The sequence below is a fragment of the Eubacterium ventriosum genome (genome assembly GCF_025150745.1).
Taxonomy (GTDB): Bacteria; Bacillota; Clostridia; order Lachnospirales; family Lachnospiraceae; genus Eubacterium_G; species Eubacterium_G ventriosum.
Map to the genome: position 1 here is coordinate 1,565,964 of NZ_CP102282.1, position 16,841 is coordinate 1,582,804.

A 16,841-nucleotide genomic window follows, 5' to 3' on the forward strand; every position below is an offset into this window, starting at 1 on the left:
TTAGTCCATTAAAAGGTGTAGGTTTCTACACCTTTTTTCTATATAAACAAGAAAAACTATAAAAAATAGATACACAAGAGAAAAAAAGGATTATAATATCAATATAGAAACAAGACAAATTTAATAAAGTTATTAAAAGAAAAGAGCAAAGTTAATTTTTATTACAAGGTATGTGTCATACATACCATATAGGAGAATAATTATGAACGATATAATGGAGAAAAAGAAGAAGGTCATTCTCGAACTTATGAATGACAAGACATATATACCAATGAAGTTCAAGGAACTTGCAGTGGTTTTAAACATTACAAAAGAGAACAGGGACCAGTTAGAGGAAGTGCTTTCTGAGTTATTGGAAGAGAGAAAGATTTCAATAACCAAGAAGGGCAAGTATGTTATTACAAAGGAACATTATATAGAAGGTTACTTTATAAGTAATGATAGAGGTTTCGGCTTCGTTGAAGTTGAAGGACAGGATGAAGATTACTTTATTCCGGAGGATAAGGTTAACGGAGCTTTTCATCATGACATGGTTCTTATTCAGGTTGAGGATAGCCAGACAGGTAAGCGTAAGGAAGCAAGAGTTGTAAAGGTGCTTTCACACGAGATTCAGCAGGTTGTAGGATATTTTCAGAAGTCAAAGACTTTCGGATATGTGCTTCCTGATAATCAGAAGATTGCTCAGGACATTTATATTCCGGGAAAAGATACTATGGGAGCTGTTACAGGTCATAAGGTTGTAGTTCAGATTACTGATTATGGTACTAACGGCAGAAAGCCGGAAGGCAAGATTATAGAGATAATTGGTCACATTAATGATCCGGGAGTTGACATTATTTCTATTGTAAAGAACTATGATATACCAACAGAGTTTCCGGAAGAAGTAATGAAGCAGATTGAGAATATTCCTGATGAAGTTCCGGAAGAAGACAAGGTTGGAAGAAAGGACATTAGAGATTGGCAGACAGTTACAATTGACGGTGAGGATGCAAAGGATCTTGATGATGCAGTTACTTTAACTAAAGAAGATGGAATTTATACATTAGGTGTTCACATTGCCGATGTATCACATTATGTAACAGAGAATTCACCACTTGACAAAGAAGCAGTGAAACGTGGTACAAGTGTTTATCTTGTAGACAGGGTTATTCCAATGATTCCACACAAGCTTTCTAACGGAATCTGCTCATTGAATCATGATGTTGACAGACTTGCTTTAAGTTGCATTATGAAGATTAACGAAAAAGGTGAAATTATTGACCACGAGATAGTGGAATCACTTATTAATGTTAATGAAAGAATGACATATACAGCAGTTAAGGAGATTATTGTTGATAAAAATCCTGAAACAATGGAGCGTTATAAGGATTTGGTTCCAATGTTTGAATTAATGGCAGAATTGTCTGAAATTCTTAGAGAAAGAAGATACAAGAGAGGGGCAATTGATTTTGAATTCCCTGAATGCAAAATTAAATTAAATCAAGGTGGAAAGCCTATTTCCATTGAGCCTTATGACAGAAATAAGGCAACAAAGATTATTGAAGATTTTATGTTGGCAGCTAACGAAACAATAGCTGAAGATTTTTATTGGAGACAGCTTCCTTTCGTATACAGAAATCATGAAGAGCCTGATATGGAAAAAGTTTCACAGCTTACAACATTTATAAACAATTTTGGATATTCTGTAAAAATGTCAAAAGAGCAGATTCATCCAAAGGAACTTCAGAAATTATTAAAGAATATTGAAGGAACTCCTGAAGAGGCACTTATTAGTAGAATTACTCTTCGTTCAATGAAGCGTGCAGAATATACTCCTGAGTGCAAGGGACATTTTGGATTGGCAGCTAAGTATTATTGTCATTTTACTTCACCAATCAGAAGATATCCCGACCTTCAGATTCATAGAATAATTAAGGAAGCTTTAAATAATAAGCTTACAGACAAGCATATTTCTCACTTTAATCATATTTTGCCGGAGGTTACAAAGAACTGCTCAATTACTGAAAGAAGAGCAGATGATGCCGAGAGAGATACTGAAAAGTTAAAGAAGGCAGAGTATATGATGGGCTATATTGGCGAAGAATACGAAGGAGTAATTTCCGGGGTAACAAACTTTGGAATTTATGTTGAACTTCCTAATACAGTTGAAGGTCTTATTCATGTTTCAAATATGATGGATGATCATTATATTTATGATGAAAATACTTATTCAATGACAGGTGAGAGAACAAAGAAGACTTACAAGTTAGGTCAGAAAGTAAAGATTAGAGTAGAAGCGGCCGACAAGGTTGCAAGAACTATTGATTTTAGTTTGGCAGAATGATAGATTTTGCTTATCAAAAGAAAGAATTTTATTTTATAAGAATAATAGAGTTTATTTTATCATAATAAAGGAGATGTAATGGCAAAAGGTTCAGTTAGAGTTATAGCAAGTAATAAAAAAGCCAGACACGACTATTTTATAGAAGATACTTACGAAGCAGGGATTGTGCTTCACGGTACAGAAGTTAAGTCGCTTAGACAGGGACATTGTAGTATTAAAGAGTCTTTTGTAAGAATAGACAATGGCGAAGTTATTATTTATGGAATGCATATTAATCCTTATGAAAAAGGAAATATTTTTAATAAGGATCCATTAAGACCAAAGAAACTTATGCTTCATAAATATGAAATTAATAAATTAGTTGGAAAGCTTAACGAAAAGGGATTGACATTAGTACCTTTACAGGTTTATTTTAAAGGAAGCCTTGTAAAAGTTGAGATTGGCCTGGCACGAGGCAAGAAGTTATATGACAAGCGTCAGGATATTGCAAAGCGTGACATGAAGCGTGAAAATGAAAGAGAGTTTAAGCATATTCTTAAGGGGTAATAAGCAATTAAGAAGATGTTTGAAAGATATAACAGAATTTAATAGCATACTTAAATGATAAATACGGATATGTAGTGGATTATGTATCAGACAGCAGGAAGGAGAATATGATGTATTCAGAGTCATTAGTTAAGTTAGGAAAGGTACGTTCAGAAATCAGAGAGATTTTTGAATATGGTAATAAGCGTAAGGCAGAAATAGGAGCAGAAAATGTATTTGATTTTAGTATAGGAAATCCAAGCGTTCCGGCTCCAAAGATTGTTGATGACACTATTAAGGATTTGGTTGACAATTTTGATTCAGTGGCACTTCACGGCTACACATCAGCACAGGGTGATGCTCATGTAAGACAGAGTGTTTCAGATTACATTAATGGTAGATTTGGAACTAAGCTTACAGCTAATCATATTTATATGACATGTGGTGCTGCATCATCACTTACTATAGTTTTAAATGCTATTATGTTACCGGGAGAAGAATGTATTGCATTTACACCTTATTTCCCTGAATATGGCGTTTTTATTGAAAGAACAGGTGCTAAGCTTGTTGCAGTTCAGTCAGAAAATAAGACTTTTCAGATTGATATGGAGAAGTTTGAAGCTGCAATTAATGAAAAAACTAAAGCAGTTATTATTAATTCACCTAATAATCCTTCAGGTGTTGTTTACACAAAGGAAACAATTGAAAAAATGTGTGACCTTTTAAGAAAGAAAGAAAAAGAATACGGTCATAGCATTTTTGTTATTACAGATGAACCATATAGAGAATTGGTTTATGATGATATTGAAGTTCCATACATAATTAATTATTATCACAATACTTTCGTATGTTATTCATACAGCAAGGCTTTGTCACTTCCTGGTGAACGTATTGGTTATATTGCCGTTTCACCGGATATGGATGATGAAGAAGATGCTTATGCAGCAGTTTGTGGTGCAGGAAGAGCTTTAGGTTATGTTTGTGCTTCAAGTATGTATCAGAGAGTTATTGAAAAGTGTCTTGATGCTACATCAGATATTTCAATTTATAAGACTAATAGAGATCTTTTATATAACAGCTTAACAGGGATGGGTTACGAGTGTGTTTACCCTGATGGAGCTTTTTATTTGTTCGTTAAGGCAATGTGTGATGATTCACATGAATTCTGCGAAAAGGCTAAGGAACATGAATTATTATTAGTTCCTGCAGACAGTTTTGGTACACCGGGATATATTAGAGTATCTTATTGTGTACAGACTAAGCAGATTGAAGATGCTTTGCCTGCATTTAAGAAGTTAGCTGAAGAATACAAATAAGTTGTAAAACGTTACAGGCTTCAATTTGGATTTTAAAGACTAATATTGTATTTACAATTAGATTAATTATAAAGGTTGAAAGAATGTCTTGGATTTGCTTAAGATGAATTTCAACCTTTAGTTTTGCAAAAGAAAGGCAAAGGTAGTTAAAATGAGTGGACAGTATAGCTGTGAATTTTGTAGTAACTATGTTTATGATGAAGAATATGAAGAGTACGCCTGTGTTGTAAGCATGGATGAAGATGACCTTGCAATGCTTATGCAGTTTAAAAAGGCAACATGTCCATATTTTTCATATGGTGATGAATATAAGCTTGCAAGAAAGCAGTAGAGGTGAACATGAATCAGCAGACTTATAGGAAAATAACAGATGGCATAAGAGGATTAGAAAATGGCGAGAAAATAGTTCAGTTTATTAATTCCATTGCCACAAAAATTGTATATATGGCGTATGTTGTTGGCATTATAATTCTTTTTGATGAGAAAAATAAAGGACTTGCAAGGTTTGTGGCTGTAACAGCCATAAGTTTTATTCTTGTAAGCATTGTCAGAAGATTTATTAACAGTGAGCGCCCATATACTATGTATGATTTTAAGCCTATTATAGAAAAGAATAAAAAAGGGGAGTCTATGCCTAGTAGACATGTTTTTTCTGCGTTTATCATAGGAATGGCTTTTCTTTACATAGGAGAGATTCCACTTGGAATAATTGTTTTTGTTTGCGGTTTGATTATTGCAATTGTAAGAGTTATAAGCGGGGTTCATTTTCCTAAAGATGTTATTGTAGGTGCATTGGTAGGGATTCTGTGCGGTGTAGTAGGGTTCTTCACATTTTAGAATTGAGGGAGTGCAAAGCAGGTCTCAAATCGCACAATAAATGTTTAAAATGGGAGTTTAAGTATGGAAGCAAAATTTTTTGACGCAAAATTAGTTTTGCAGTATTTACATAAGAAGAGGTATTAAATTGGAAAAACAAAATAAATTTGTAAAGGATATGACTAAGGGAAATCCGATGCAGCTGTTAATTCAGTTCTCCCTTCCCCTTTTAGTAGGAAATATATTTCAGCAGTTGTACAATATGGTGGATTCCATTATTGTAGGTAACTTTGTTGGGGCGAATGCGTTAGGCGCAATCGGTACAACTAATTCACTTAATTTTTTCTTTTTCTCATTGGTAGCAGGACTTTCAGTAGGTATTGGTATTATTGTTGCCCAGTATTTTGGTTTTGGTGATGAAGAAAAAGTTAAGGATGCAATCGGAAATTCAATTTGGATTATTACAGTATGTTCTGTAATTATGGCAATTATTGGTTTTGTAACTGCAAGACCTGTTCTTGTTTTGCTTGACACAGACCCGGTTATTCTTAATGATGCAGTGGCATACCTTAAGGTAGTATCAATTGGTATTGTGTGTGTAGGTTTTTATAATGGCGTGTCAGGTATACTTAGAGCATTGGGAGATTCAAAGACACCTTTGATTTTCCTTATTGTGGCAAGTGTTTTAAATGTTATATTGGACTTGATTTTTGTATTAAGCTTTGGCTGGGGCGTTGTTGGCGCAGGTGTGGCAACGGCTTTTTCACAGCTTATTTCAGCTTTGGCATGTATTATTTATGCATACAAAAGTAATACATATTTTAAATTAAAAAAGAAAAACATAAAATTAAATGGCAATATTATTAAGAAAAGTTGCAAATTAGGTATTCCGGTAGCTTTGCAGAACAGTTTGATTGCATTTTCATTAATTGTTTTACAGAAAGTTGTTAACGGTTACGGAGCTACATTTACAACAGCATTTACAGTTGTTTCAAGAATTGAAACTTTGGTTCAGCAGCCTTTTATGTCTCTTGGTGCAGCAGTTTCAACATACACAGGGCAGAATATTGGCGCCGGGCTTAAAGACAGAGTTAGAAAAGGATTTAATTCTGCAACATTGGTAAGCTCAATTTTTGCGCTGGCAGTTGGTGTGGTTTTCTGGATTTTTGCACCGTCAATTGCGTCCATATTCGGTAAAGATGCAGATGTTATAAGAATTGGTGCAAACGGTTTAAGAATTACATGTTGTTTTTATATTTTCTTAGGACTTATTTATACAACAAGAAACGTGTTAAACGGTGCAGGAGATGCTATGTTTTCACTGTTTACGGGAATTGTTGAGTGTATAGGAAGGGTAGGTTTTGCTTATCCTATGACGCTTATTCCTTTTATGGGAAAATACGGTGTGTTTTACGCTACAGGACTTACATGGTTCTTAAATGGTATGTTTAGCCTTATAAGATATAAACATGGAAAATGGAAGAAAATTGACGTTATAAGCAAGGTTAAAGGATAATAATAAAGTCAGAAATTTTAAGCATAAGGTTTATAAAAAGTTAGAAGACCGGAGGTGAAAAGATGTACGAAACAGAACAGGAAATTGAAAAAGTAATATTGGTAGCAGTTTGTTCTAATCCTAATCAGGACCCGGAGGAATCATTGGATGAATTGGAGGAACTTGTTAAAACAGCAGGTGCCACAGTTGTAGGTAGAATGATTCAGAATCTTGAGCATGCAAGTAGTGCAACTTATATTGGTTCAGGAAAAGTTGAAGAATTAAAGGATTTGATTTGGGAAACAGAGGCCACAGCTGTAGTTTGTGATGATGAATTAACTCCGGCACAGTATAAAAATCTGGAAGATGAATTAGATGTTAAGGTAATGGATAGAACTTTAATCATTCTTGATATTTTTGCAGGCAGGGCAAAGACGGCAGAAGGTAAGATTCAGGTAGAGCTTGCCCAGCTTCGTTACCGCTCCACAAGACTTATTGGTATGAGAAATCTTTCACGTCAGGGTGGTGGTATCGGTACAAGAGGTCCCGGAGAAAAGAAGCTTGAAGTTGACAGACGATTAATTAGGGATAGAATTTCCCAGTTAAAATCACAGGTGGAAGATTTAGAAAGCCATCGTCAGGTTACAAGAGCAAGAAGACAGGAAAATCCTGTGCCGGTCATAGCCATTGTAGGTTATACTAACGCAGGAAAATCTACATTACTTAACACTCTTACAGATGCAAGAGTGTTGGAAGAAGATAAGCTTTTTGCCACACTTGATCCGACAACAAGAAATTATAAATTACCTGACGGTCAGGAAGTTTTGCTTACAGACACAGTAGGTTTTATCAGAAAGTTGCCACATCATTTAATTGATGCTTTCAGGAGTACTTTGGAAGAAGCAAAATATTCAGACATTATAATTCACGTTGTAGACAGTTCTAACCCTGTAATGGATAAGAATGTTCAGGCTGTTTATGATACATTGAAGAATCTTGAAGTTAAGGACAAAATTATAATTACTGTATTTAACAAGATTGATAAGCTTGAAGAAAAACCTATAATGAAGGATTTTAATGCAGATTATACGGTGGAAACTGCAATCAAAAAGGGAATAGGCTTGGATGAATTAAATGAGATAATTGAAAAAGCATTAAAGTCAATGCGTATTCATATTGAAAAATTATTTCCTTACACAGATGCGGGAAAGCCGGGACTTATTAGAAAATACGGTCAGTTAATCAAAGAAGAATACAGAGAAGATGGTATTTGGGTGGAGGCTTATGTACCTTCAGAATTAATGGATAGATTATAGTAATAATTGAGTAAGAGAGTGGGAGTGCAGTGCACCCCCATTATCCATATAATGGAGATTTTTGTCTTATCAATGTAAAATTTGTGTAAAATCTTAAAAATTACAAATTAAAAACGATTTAATGCTGCTTGGAGGTCTTTGGATTCCTTGACTTTATATGGGAAAATTCTTATGTAGAGTTATTAAATAAGATATTGAAAGAGAGCAATTATATTGATGCAATATCTCTTTTGAATTTAAGGGAATATACCACGATGAAATAGGCGAAAATGTTGTAGTTACATGTAGTATAGGCGTGGTATTTGCAGACGAAGAAAGAGAAGAGGTAACACTGAAAGTTCTTACAAAAAGTGCGGATAAAGCAATGTATCAGGCAAAGAACTCCGGAAAGAACAGGTACAGTATAGTTAGGTATGGGGAAAAGTAGAAAATAGTAAAGACATATTGTAAGAAGAATAGAAAAATGAAGCAGAAGGCTTTTCATTGGAAAAATCCAATGGAGAGCCTTATTTTATGGAATGAAAAATAGAATAATTTACCACTTTACAAACATACGTTCGAGATATATAATTGCATTATCAAAAGAGTAATTATTTAGTTATGGTTTAATATTATGAAAAGAAAATATATTTGTATAGATTTAAAGTCTTTTTATGCTTCAGTAGAATGTGTTGAAAGAGGACTTGATCCTATGACTACAAGATTGGTTGTGGCTGATATTGGGAGAACAGAGAAGACTATATGCCTTGCCATTACGCCGGCGATGAAGGCATTAGGGATTAAGAACAGATGTAGAATATTTGAAATTCCAAAGGGGATTGACTATATAGTGGCAATGCCAAGAATGCAGAAGTATATTGATTATGCTGCAGAGATATATGGAATATACCTTAAATATATCTCGAAGGATGATATTCATGTATATTCAATTGATGAAGCTTTTATGGATGTTACTGATTATTTAAACTTATATAATTTGACAGCCAGAGAATTAGGGCAGTTAATTATGAATGACATATATAATAGTCTGGGAATTAGAGCAACCTGTGGGATAGGCAGCAATCTTTATCTTGCAAAGATTGCCTTGGACATAACAGCTAAGCATTCTAAGAACTTTATTGGGGAATTAGATGAAGAAAGCTTTAAAAGCAAGTTGTGGAATTATAGACCATTGACGGATTTTTGGAGAATTGGCAGTGGCATAGCAAGAAGACTTGATTCTTATGGGATAATGACCATGGGTGATATTGCAAAGTGTCAGGAAGATTTTTTATATAATATTTTTGGTATAGATGCAGAATTGCTTATTGACCATGCATGGGGAAGAGAGAGTACAACAATAAAACAGATTAAGGCTTATAAGCCGGGGAGTAATAGTATTTCAAGTGGTCAGGTTTTGGCTTGTGATTATAATCATAAGGATGGTGAGATTATTATAAAGGAGATGGCAGATATGGTATGCCTTGAAATGGTGGAAAAGAACCTTATTACAAAATCATTGACGCTTCATGTAGGATATTCTAACAGATTAAACAGGAAGGCAGCCCACGGAACGGTAAGTCTTGATTTTGAAACGAACTCTGATTTGGTAATAATTCCGGCAGTAGTTGATTTGTACAATAGAATTGTGAATCCTAATTTTCCTATTAGAAGAGTTAATTTAACCTGCAACGGTGTTGTGCAGGAAGAGTGTAGGCAATATAGCTTTTTTGTGGATATAGGAGAACTTGAAAGAAATAACAAGATTCAAAAAGCAATGATAGAGATTAAAAACAAATATGGTAAGAATGCAATTGTAAAGGGAATGGATTTACAGGATAGGGCAACTACAATGGAAAGAAATGAGCAAATAGGAGGACATAGAGCAGGAAGGGAATAACAATGGCAGGAAGACCTAGAACTAAGATGAGCATAGAAAACAGAGCCAAGCAATTTATGCCTTTTGCAGCATTGAAAGGTTTGCCTGATGCTTTGGCGGCAAAGGAGAAAATAGTAGTTGAAAAAATTGAACTTTCCAGTGACATGGAAGAAGAATTGAACCGAAAAATGCACGGACTATGCAAAGGGATGATTGCTACAGTAGTTTATTTTGAAAATTATGAATACCTTAAGGTTACAGGGATGGTGGCAAAGATTGATATTGATAATAGAGTACTTCAGATAGTTGACCATAAGATTAGTTTTGAAAATATTTATACTTTAGATTATATTATAAGTTATGGTATTGAAAAATAGAGAGTACCTAGATACAAAGTATTGAAAGGATATATTTTTAATTAATAGGAAATGAATTTCACCGTGGGGCAGATATGCTTGGTTGGACATTGGAAGAATTAATAGAAAATACCATTGAGGCATTAAAGACATTTAGACCGTAAAGAGTTAAGAATATAAAACATAAAGAGTATAGAATATAAAAAAAGTATACTATAAGTATATGTGTATGTGGTCTTCATATTCACAGCATATACTTATAATATACTTAATAAAAAATTCTATTGAAAATATTTATGTTTTTTTAATCAAATTATATTTTAAATATTGTTGTTGCAATGTTAAAGTATACAATAATGGAACAAGTATCTACTAATGTTGTGATTAATGGTGAAGCCATTAATGCAGGATCAAGGCCTATCTTCTTAGCAAATAGTGGAAGAGTGCAGCCTATGATTTTTGAAAGAGTTACAGTTACTATTAATGACAGGGCAATTACTATTGCAAGTCCGGAATTGTGATATTCAATGAATATTCTAAGTCCGTTGGCTGTAGCAAGAACAATGCCTACAATAATAGATATCTGAAATTCCTTAAAAACTACACGGAAGAAGTCACCAAAATGTACTTCGTCCAAAGCAAGACCACGGATTATAAGTGTTGAACTCTGTGAACCACAGTTTCCGCCTGTATCCATAAGCATTGGAATAAAGGAAACAAGAAGTGGAATTGCAGCAAAAGCATTTTCATATTTTGTAATAATGCTACCTGTTATAATTGATGAAAACATAAGTACAAGTAGCCATGGGATTCTTCTTTTGGCGTGAGCAAACGAAGAAGTTTCAAAATATGTTTTCTCACTTGGAGCAACGGCAGCCATTTTTGTAATATCTTCTGTAGCTTCATCGATTACAACATCCATGGCATCGTCAACAGTAACTATGCCAACAAGTCTGTTGTCTGTGTCAAGAACAGGAAGTGCAAGAAGGTCATATTTTCTAAAAAGTCCAGCAACTTCTTCCTGGTCAGTGTGAGTTGAAACAGAGATAAGTTCAGTTTCCATAATGTCTTTTATGAGAGTATTGTCATCTGAAGTCATTAAGTCTTTTGCAGAAACAATACCAATGAGTGTGCGCTGCCATGTTACGTAGCAGGTATAGATGGTTTCTTTATGAATACCTGTTTCTTTAATATGGTTCATTGCTTTTGCAACAGTCCATTCAGGACTTAAATCAACATATTCAGTTGTCATAATGCTGCCGGCACTATCGTCAGGATAGTTAAGCAACTGATTAATAATGTTACGCTCGTTCTGTGGAGTAACATTTAATATACGTGTAACAAGGTTAGCAGGAAGTTCCTCTAACATATCAACCGTATCATCCATATAAAGGTTGTCTAACAGTTCACGTAATTCTTTTTCAGAAAAGATTTCCACAAGTGTAGACTGCATTGAGCTGTTCATATTAGAAAAAACTTCAGCAGCCTTATCTTTTGGAACAAGTCTGAAAACAATTGCTATTTCTTTGTCATCTAACTGTGAAAGCAGTGAGGCAATATCTACTGCATTCATTGTCATTAAATCTTCTTTTAATTCTCTGAAGCGACGTTCTGATAGAAGTCTGATAAATAATTCTTTTTTCATTTTCATAATACACATACCTCCGAATAATTAAATTTTTAAGCTTTATAAAACAATGGGCTCCAGAATTCATAACCTCACCACCTTTCATTGATTAAAATCACTACTTTAAGAATATAGGAAACATTACAAATGCAATCTTTTTTACAAAATTCAAACAAAATAAAAATCCTCCAAAGCCTGAGCAATGAAGGATATAAATCACAAATAAAATCACCGTTCAAGCTTTAGCATCATAGGGCGTATATTAATTGCATTAGGTTATGCCTTAACGACACATCCTGCTAACCAACTAATTGTGTCTCCACAATCTCGCGGCAGCAATCTTAGGATTAAACCGAATCCCTATGGTAACCTCACCTACCGATAAAGTAGTTATATTTTCTTTTCGGACTCATAATACATTCAAAAAATAGAAAAGTCAACCCCCTTTTTGATAAAAATGTGAGAAAAATATAATGTGAAGAATAAAATTTTAATATGCAGAAAAGTAAATTTGTTTAGACACAATAATTGTTAAGTCACAAAATGATAAATATTTACATAATGTAAACAAATTAAACAATATAACTAAAAAATACTATAAATTGACAAATGTAGACTTTTACCACAAAAGTAGGACATTTTTACTTTTTTAATTATTTAAAAATTTTTTAAAATGACTAAACTATTTGTAACGACAAATTTTGGAGGAAGTACAAATGGGAAATTTAACATATGCTGCAACTAGAGCAACGCTGGGAAAGACTATTGACATTATCTTAAAAAATGCTAACAAAGACAGTGACAAGGAAATTGGCAAGTTAGTAGACCGAATGGGAAAGTACATGGATGGAGAGGATTTAGGTGTTGATTTTGACAAGCTTAAAGAAATGGTTTGCAATAAGGATGCTACTCTTAATAAATATATTAATAGAGTGTTAGATGAAGTTGATCCTAAGGTTTTGAAAACAATGGCTTTGAATCTTGGCTATGAAGCATTTATGTATGGAACAAAAACTATAAGAAAAAATAGAGAAATACATAATTGTAATGTGCCATGGTTGATTTTGATGGACCCTACAAGTGCCTGCAACCTTCATTGTACAGGATGTTGGGCAGCAGAGTATGGCAATAGATTGAATTTGACATTGGACGAAATGGACAGTGTTGTAACACAGGGCAAGAAACTTGGAACATATTTGTATATGTTTACAGGTGGTGAGCCTTTAGTTAGAAAAGATGACTTAATTAAATTATGTAAAAAGCACAAAGAATGTGCATTTCTTGCTTTTACCAACGGAACATTGGTTGATGAAGCTTTTTGCCAGGAAATGTTAAATGTGGGAAACCTTTATCTGGCAATAAGTCTTGAAGGTTTTGAGGCAGTTAATGATTTAAGAAGAGGTCAGGGCGTTTACGGCAAAGTAATGCACACTATGGAATTACTTAAGAGCCATGGTTTAGTTTTTGGCACGTCAATATGTTACACTTCAAAAAATATTGAAACAGTAACAAGTGATGAGTTTGTAGATTTGATGATTGAAAATGGATGTAGATATGCACTTTATTTCCACTATATGCCGGTTGGAAATGATGCTTCACTTGACTTACTTCCAACTCCTGAGCAGAGAATTTATATGAAGGACAGAGTTCGTGAAATAAGAAATATGACTACAGGAAAAGGAATTTTCACAATGGATTTCCAAAATGACGGAGAGTTCGTTGGCGGTTGTATCGCAGGTGGCAGAAACTATTTCCATATCAACGCCAACGGCGATGCAGAACCATGCGTATTCATTCATTATTCAGGTGCAAATATAAGAGAAAACACACTGCTTGAAATTTTGAAACAGCCATTATTTATGGCGTATCACGATAATCAGCCATTTAACGAAAATCCACTTAGACCATGTCCAATGCTTGAAAATCCGGATATTTTGCAAAGATTAGTTAAAGAGACAGGTGCAAAGTCAACAGATTTACAGTCGCCTGAATCAGCAGAACATCTTTGTGAAAAATGCCGTGACTATGCAGAAAAGTGGAAGCCATGCGCAGAAAAATTGTGGGCGGAGAGTAAGAAGAGCAGGTAATAGCCCTTGACAAAATTTAACAAAAACACTTAACTAACATATGAATTTAATATATTCATTCGCTAGGGGTGCCTGAAGGCTGAGAGATTTTATCAACCCTTATTACTTGATACGGTTAATACCGTCGTAAGGAAGCAATATGTTGGTTAATTATCCTCTGGCGATTTGCGTATAATCTAAGGAGGATTTTTTTATGGAAAAAACAAAAACATCTACAACGATAGTTGAGTGTGCAATTTTAATTGCTATGGCATTTGCATTAAGTTTTATTAAGATTATTGATATGCCTTATGGCGGCTCAGTTACAGCAGCAAGCATGGTGCCTATTATTGTTGCAGGATACAGACATGGTTTAAAATGGGGACTTTTAACAGGCTTTACATATAGTATTTTGCAGTTGTTAATGGGACTTGCCAACGTTTCATATGCTACATCATGGGTTGCAGCAGTTGCGATTATTTTGCTTGACTATGTTGGAGCTTTTACAGTTTTGGGACTTGTAGGAATTTTTAAGAAAAACAAGAATCAGACACCTGTTTTGGTAATCGGAGCAGCAGTTGTTTGTGTTTTAAGATACATCTGCCACGTAATTACAGGTTGTACTGTGTGGGCAGGAGTTTCAATTCCAACAGCAGACGGAATGGCATATTCATTAGTTTACAACGCAGCATATATGATACCTGAAACAGTAGTGACAGTATATGTGATTGCACTTATTTCAAATGCAGTGGATTTAAGAGTGGAAAAGCCGGTAACAAAGAAAAAATCAGAAAACGTTATGGCAATCTTAAATGGAGCATTGGTATTCGGCATTGCAGTTTTAATTGACTTCTTATATTTGTTCCAGCAGATACAGACAGAAAAAGGCTTTGATATTACATTAATTGTTAATTCAAACTGGGGACTTGTAGCAATTATCACAGTAGTAGGCGTGGTAGTTGGAGCTATAGTATATTTAGGAACAAAAATTGTAAGTAGAAAAAAAGCAGTGGCTTAGAATTGAAGTGTAAAAGAACTAAAGCTGATGTGTAGAAGTACTAAATTATGAAAGAACTAAGATTGAAGTACAAGAGTATTGAATTATAAAAGAGCTAAAGTTGAAGTACAAGAGTATTGAATTATTAAAGAGCTAAAGTTGAAGTACAAGAATATTGAATTATTAAAGCGCTATAAATGGAGATTAAGAAAGGCTTGTTGGGTAAAACTGACAAGCTTTTTTTACAGGAAAATCTTATTGATAGAAGATATACAAATCCAATGGAGGTGTGAAAATGGAGAATTTCCTTAAAATAATAAGCTTTTAGGAAGAATTTTTTACAATTATACAAGCTTTTGTAGAAAGCGTTTAAGTAAAATTTCCACCATTATCACATTTTAATATTACAATATAGTATGTGATATAATATGAAACATAAATTAGATACTCGTACCCCAAAAAAAATGAAAAATGAAATGTCGGGGTACGTTTCTTGCAAACTTAAACTTTATGTTGCATAAAATAAGCAGGGGTTTGAAAATATGTACCCCAAAAAACAAGAAAAAGTGTATAGAGGGGTACAGTCATATATTACATATACAGTATGTTGTGAGAATGAACGCGTTAATTTGAAAAACGTACCCCGATAATTAAAGAAATTTATATTTTGGGGTACATTACCACAACATTCAATAAAAATCAAAAATGTTGTGGTAAAATTATGAAAACACGTCGGAAATTCCAAAAATGAAAAAACCCCAAATAATATAGACAATCATCCAGGGTGGTAAAAAATCTTTTTAATAGTGATATACTTTTCTTTGCTTTATAAAGAATGTAGCTGTGAAGCATAGTGTAAGAAGTTCAGCCATTGCCACGGCAATCCATATTCCATTGATTCCAAAGATTGCAGGAAGTATAAGGATTGCTGCAATCTGGAAGATAAGTGTTCTAAGAAATGAAATGGTTGCTGAAATAAGTCCATTGCTTAGTGCAGTAAAGAAAGCTGAACCATAAATGTTAAAGCCGTTAATAAGGAATGTTACACAGTAAATTCTAAAGCCATGTCTTGTAAGCAGGAACAGGTCGTGGTCGTAACCTACGAAAATTGTTGCCAAAGGCGTTGAAATAACCTGAGCAAGAACAAACAGACCAACAGCCCAAATGCTTATAAGAGACAAACTCTTTTTTGACATGTTTTGTAATTCTTTATTATTTCCGGAACCGTAATTGTAGCTAATAATTGGCGCACTACCAATAGAATAGCCGATGAATATGGCAACAAAAATAAAACTTACATACATAATTGTTCCGTAAGCGGCAACGCCGTCTTCTCCTGTAAACTTCAAAAGCTGAACGTTATAAAGTGAGTTAACAACTGAGCTTGAAAGGTTTGTCATAAGTTCGGAAGAACCGTTGGTGCAAGTCTTAAGAAGAATTGAACCATTAAATTTGGTTCGACCAAGTTTAAGCAGACTTGAGTTTTTCCTTGAAAAATAAAATATAGGGAAAAGTCCGCCAATAAGCTCGCCACAAACAGTTGCAATTGCAGCTCCTGCAAGACCAAAGCCAAGTACGGCAATAAAAAGATAGTCAAGAACCATATTCGTTACGCCGGCAGACACAATAACTGCAAGTCCTAATTTGGGTTTTGTGGCAGTTACAAAAAAGCTTTGGAAAACATTTTGAAGCATAAAAGCTGTCAAAGAAATAAAAGTAATACGTCCGTAAAGAACACAGTTTTCCAACAATTCACCTTCAGCGCCCAAAAGAATGCTGACAGGACGAACCAAAAACATTCCTAAAATGGAAAGGATTAGTCCACCAATAATAGTTGTGTAAACGATTAATGAAAAATATTCGTTGGCTTTTTCAGGTTTTCCTTCACCAAGAGTTTTTGCAACAATGGCGCTGCCACCGGTTCCCATCATAAATCCCAAAGCGGTAAGCCCCATAATAAAAGGCATAATAAGATTGATTGAAGCAAAAGCTGTTTTCCCAACAAAGTTAGAAACAAAAAGTCCGTCAACAACGCAATAGATAGATGTAAAAACCATCATGACAATAGAAGGAAAAACAAACTTAAGCAGTTTCCCATAAGTAAAATGTTGTGCTAATTTAGTATCCATAAAATCTCCATTCGTAA

General features: G+C 34.2%; 14 protein-coding genes and 2 riboswitches. Of the genes, 12 read left to right on the forward strand and 2 right to left on the reverse strand.

Going from position 1 to position 16,841, the window contains the following annotated elements:
• Positions 1 to 202: 202 nt before the first annotated feature.
• The 10 genes from rnr to NQ558_RS07065 all read left to right on the forward strand — a co-directional run bounded on the left by rnr (position 203) and on the right by NQ558_RS07065 (position 10,026).
• Complete coding sequence (rnr, locus tag NQ558_RS07020; RefSeq protein WP_005363874.1) at positions 203 to 2,323, forward strand: ribonuclease R; 2,121 nt, start codon at positions 203 to 205, stop codon at positions 2,321 to 2,323.
• 78 nt (positions 2,324 to 2,401) lie between these two features.
• On the forward strand, positions 2,402 to 2,869 hold the full coding sequence (smpB, locus tag NQ558_RS07025; RefSeq protein ID WP_005363875.1) for an SsrA-binding protein SmpB: 468 nt from the start codon (positions 2,402 to 2,404) through the stop codon (positions 2,867 to 2,869).
• A gap of 110 nt (positions 2,870 to 2,979) precedes the next feature.
• Entirely contained in the window at positions 2,980 to 4,164 is a 1,185-nt protein-coding gene (locus NQ558_RS07030; protein WP_040447373.1) for a pyridoxal phosphate-dependent aminotransferase, read from the forward strand.
• A 151-nt stretch (positions 4,165 to 4,315) separates the two neighbouring features.
• On the forward strand, positions 4,316 to 4,495 hold the full coding sequence (locus NQ558_RS07035) for a DUF6472 family protein (protein WP_005363877.1): 180 nt from the start codon (positions 4,316 to 4,318) through the stop codon (positions 4,493 to 4,495).
• 8 nt (positions 4,496 to 4,503) lie between these two features.
• Positions 4,504 to 5,001, forward strand: coding sequence for a phosphatase PAP2 family protein (locus NQ558_RS07040; RefSeq protein WP_005363878.1), 498 nt, complete (start codon positions 4,504 to 4,506; stop codon positions 4,999 to 5,001).
• 127 nt (positions 5,002 to 5,128) lie between these two features.
• Entirely contained in the window at positions 5,129 to 6,496 is a 1,368-nt protein-coding gene (locus NQ558_RS07045; protein WP_242652159.1) for an MATE family efflux transporter, read from the forward strand.
• Positions 6,497 to 6,558: 62 nt separating this feature from the next.
• Positions 6,559 to 7,791, forward strand: a complete 1,233-nt coding sequence (hflX, locus tag NQ558_RS07050) for a GTPase HflX (protein WP_005363881.1) — start codon at positions 6,559 to 6,561, stop codon at positions 7,789 to 7,791.
• 259 nt (positions 7,792 to 8,050) lie between these two features.
• A complete protein-coding gene (locus tag NQ558_RS07055) occupies positions 8,051 to 8,218 on the forward strand; it encodes a diguanylate cyclase domain-containing protein (RefSeq protein WP_278183944.1) in 168 nt (55 codons plus the stop codon).
• A 186-nt stretch (positions 8,219 to 8,404) separates the two neighbouring features.
• Positions 8,405 to 9,670, forward strand: a complete 1,266-nt coding sequence (locus tag NQ558_RS07060) for a Y-family DNA polymerase (RefSeq protein ID WP_005363883.1) — start codon at positions 8,405 to 8,407, stop codon at positions 9,668 to 9,670.
• A 2-nt stretch (positions 9,671 to 9,672) separates the two neighbouring features.
• Positions 9,673 to 10,026, forward strand: coding sequence for a YolD-like family protein (locus NQ558_RS07065; RefSeq protein WP_005363885.1), 354 nt, complete (start codon positions 9,673 to 9,675; stop codon positions 10,024 to 10,026).
• A 292-nt stretch (positions 10,027 to 10,318) separates the two neighbouring features.
• Here the strand turns inward: NQ558_RS07065 and mgtE are convergent, their stop codons facing one another.
• A complete protein-coding gene (mgtE, locus tag NQ558_RS07070) occupies positions 10,319 to 11,656 on the reverse strand; it encodes a magnesium transporter (RefSeq protein WP_005363887.1) in 1,338 nt (445 codons plus the stop codon).
• A gap of 196 nt (positions 11,657 to 11,852) precedes the next feature.
• Positions 11,853 to 12,022: riboswitch (M-box (ykoK) riboswitch) on the reverse strand.
• A 326-nt stretch (positions 12,023 to 12,348) separates the two neighbouring features.
• On the opposite strand from mgtE, the gene NQ558_RS07075 reads away from it, so the two are divergent.
• Together NQ558_RS07075 and NQ558_RS07080 are read left to right on the forward strand one after the other, a co-directional pair.
• Positions 12,349 to 13,719, forward strand: a complete 1,371-nt coding sequence (locus NQ558_RS07075) for a radical SAM/SPASM domain-containing protein (RefSeq protein WP_005363889.1) — start codon at positions 12,349 to 12,351, stop codon at positions 13,717 to 13,719.
• A gap of 54 nt (positions 13,720 to 13,773) precedes the next feature.
• Positions 13,774 to 13,869, forward strand: a riboswitch (TPP riboswitch).
• A 43-nt stretch (positions 13,870 to 13,912) separates the two neighbouring features.
• Positions 13,913 to 14,716, forward strand: coding sequence for an energy-coupled thiamine transporter ThiT (locus NQ558_RS07080; RefSeq protein ID WP_005363890.1), 804 nt, complete (start codon positions 13,913 to 13,915; stop codon positions 14,714 to 14,716).
• Between the two features lie 779 nt (positions 14,717 to 15,495).
• On the opposite strand, the gene NQ558_RS07085 is transcribed toward NQ558_RS07080, so the two are convergent.
• The gene (locus tag NQ558_RS07085) at positions 15,496 to 16,824 is read right to left on the reverse strand and encodes an MATE family efflux transporter (RefSeq protein ID WP_005363892.1); all 1,329 of its coding nucleotides are present in this window, start codon (positions 16,822 to 16,824) and stop codon (positions 15,496 to 15,498) included.
• Positions 16,825 to 16,841 lie beyond the last annotated feature (17 nt).

Bases quoted from the DNA above. Each gene is read 5' to 3' on its own strand.
- rnr (WP_005363874.1), top strand. From the start codon at position 203: ATGAACGATATAATGGAGAAAAAGAAGAAGGTCATTCTCGAACTTATG.
- smpB (WP_005363875.1), top strand. From the start codon at position 2,402: ATGGCAAAAGGTTCAGTTAGAGTTATAGCAAGTAATAAAAAAGCCAGA.
- NQ558_RS07030 (WP_040447373.1), top strand. From the start codon at position 2,980: ATGTATTCAGAGTCATTAGTTAAGTTAGGAAAGGTACGTTCAGAAATC.
- NQ558_RS07035 (WP_005363877.1), top strand. From the start codon at position 4,316: ATGAGTGGACAGTATAGCTGTGAATTTTGTAGTAACTATGTTTATGAT.
- NQ558_RS07040 (WP_005363878.1), top strand. From the start codon at position 4,504: ATGAATCAGCAGACTTATAGGAAAATAACAGATGGCATAAGAGGATTA.
- hflX (WP_005363881.1), top strand. From the start codon at position 6,559: ATGTACGAAACAGAACAGGAAATTGAAAAAGTAATATTGGTAGCAGTT.
- NQ558_RS07060 (WP_005363883.1), top strand. From the start codon at position 8,405: ATGAAAAGAAAATATATTTGTATAGATTTAAAGTCTTTTTATGCTTCA.
- NQ558_RS07065 (WP_005363885.1), top strand. From the start codon at position 9,673: ATGGCAGGAAGACCTAGAACTAAGATGAGCATAGAAAACAGAGCCAAG.
- mgtE (WP_005363887.1), bottom strand. From the start codon at position 11,656: ATGAAAATGAAAAAAGAATTATTTATCAGACTTCTATCAGAACGTCGC.
- NQ558_RS07075 (WP_005363889.1), top strand. From the start codon at position 12,349: ATGGGAAATTTAACATATGCTGCAACTAGAGCAACGCTGGGAAAGACT.
- NQ558_RS07080 (WP_005363890.1), top strand. From the start codon at position 13,913: ATGGAAAAAACAAAAACATCTACAACGATAGTTGAGTGTGCAATTTTA.
- NQ558_RS07085 (WP_005363892.1), bottom strand. From the start codon at position 16,824: ATGGATACTAAATTAGCACAACATTTTACTTATGGGAAACTGCTTAAG.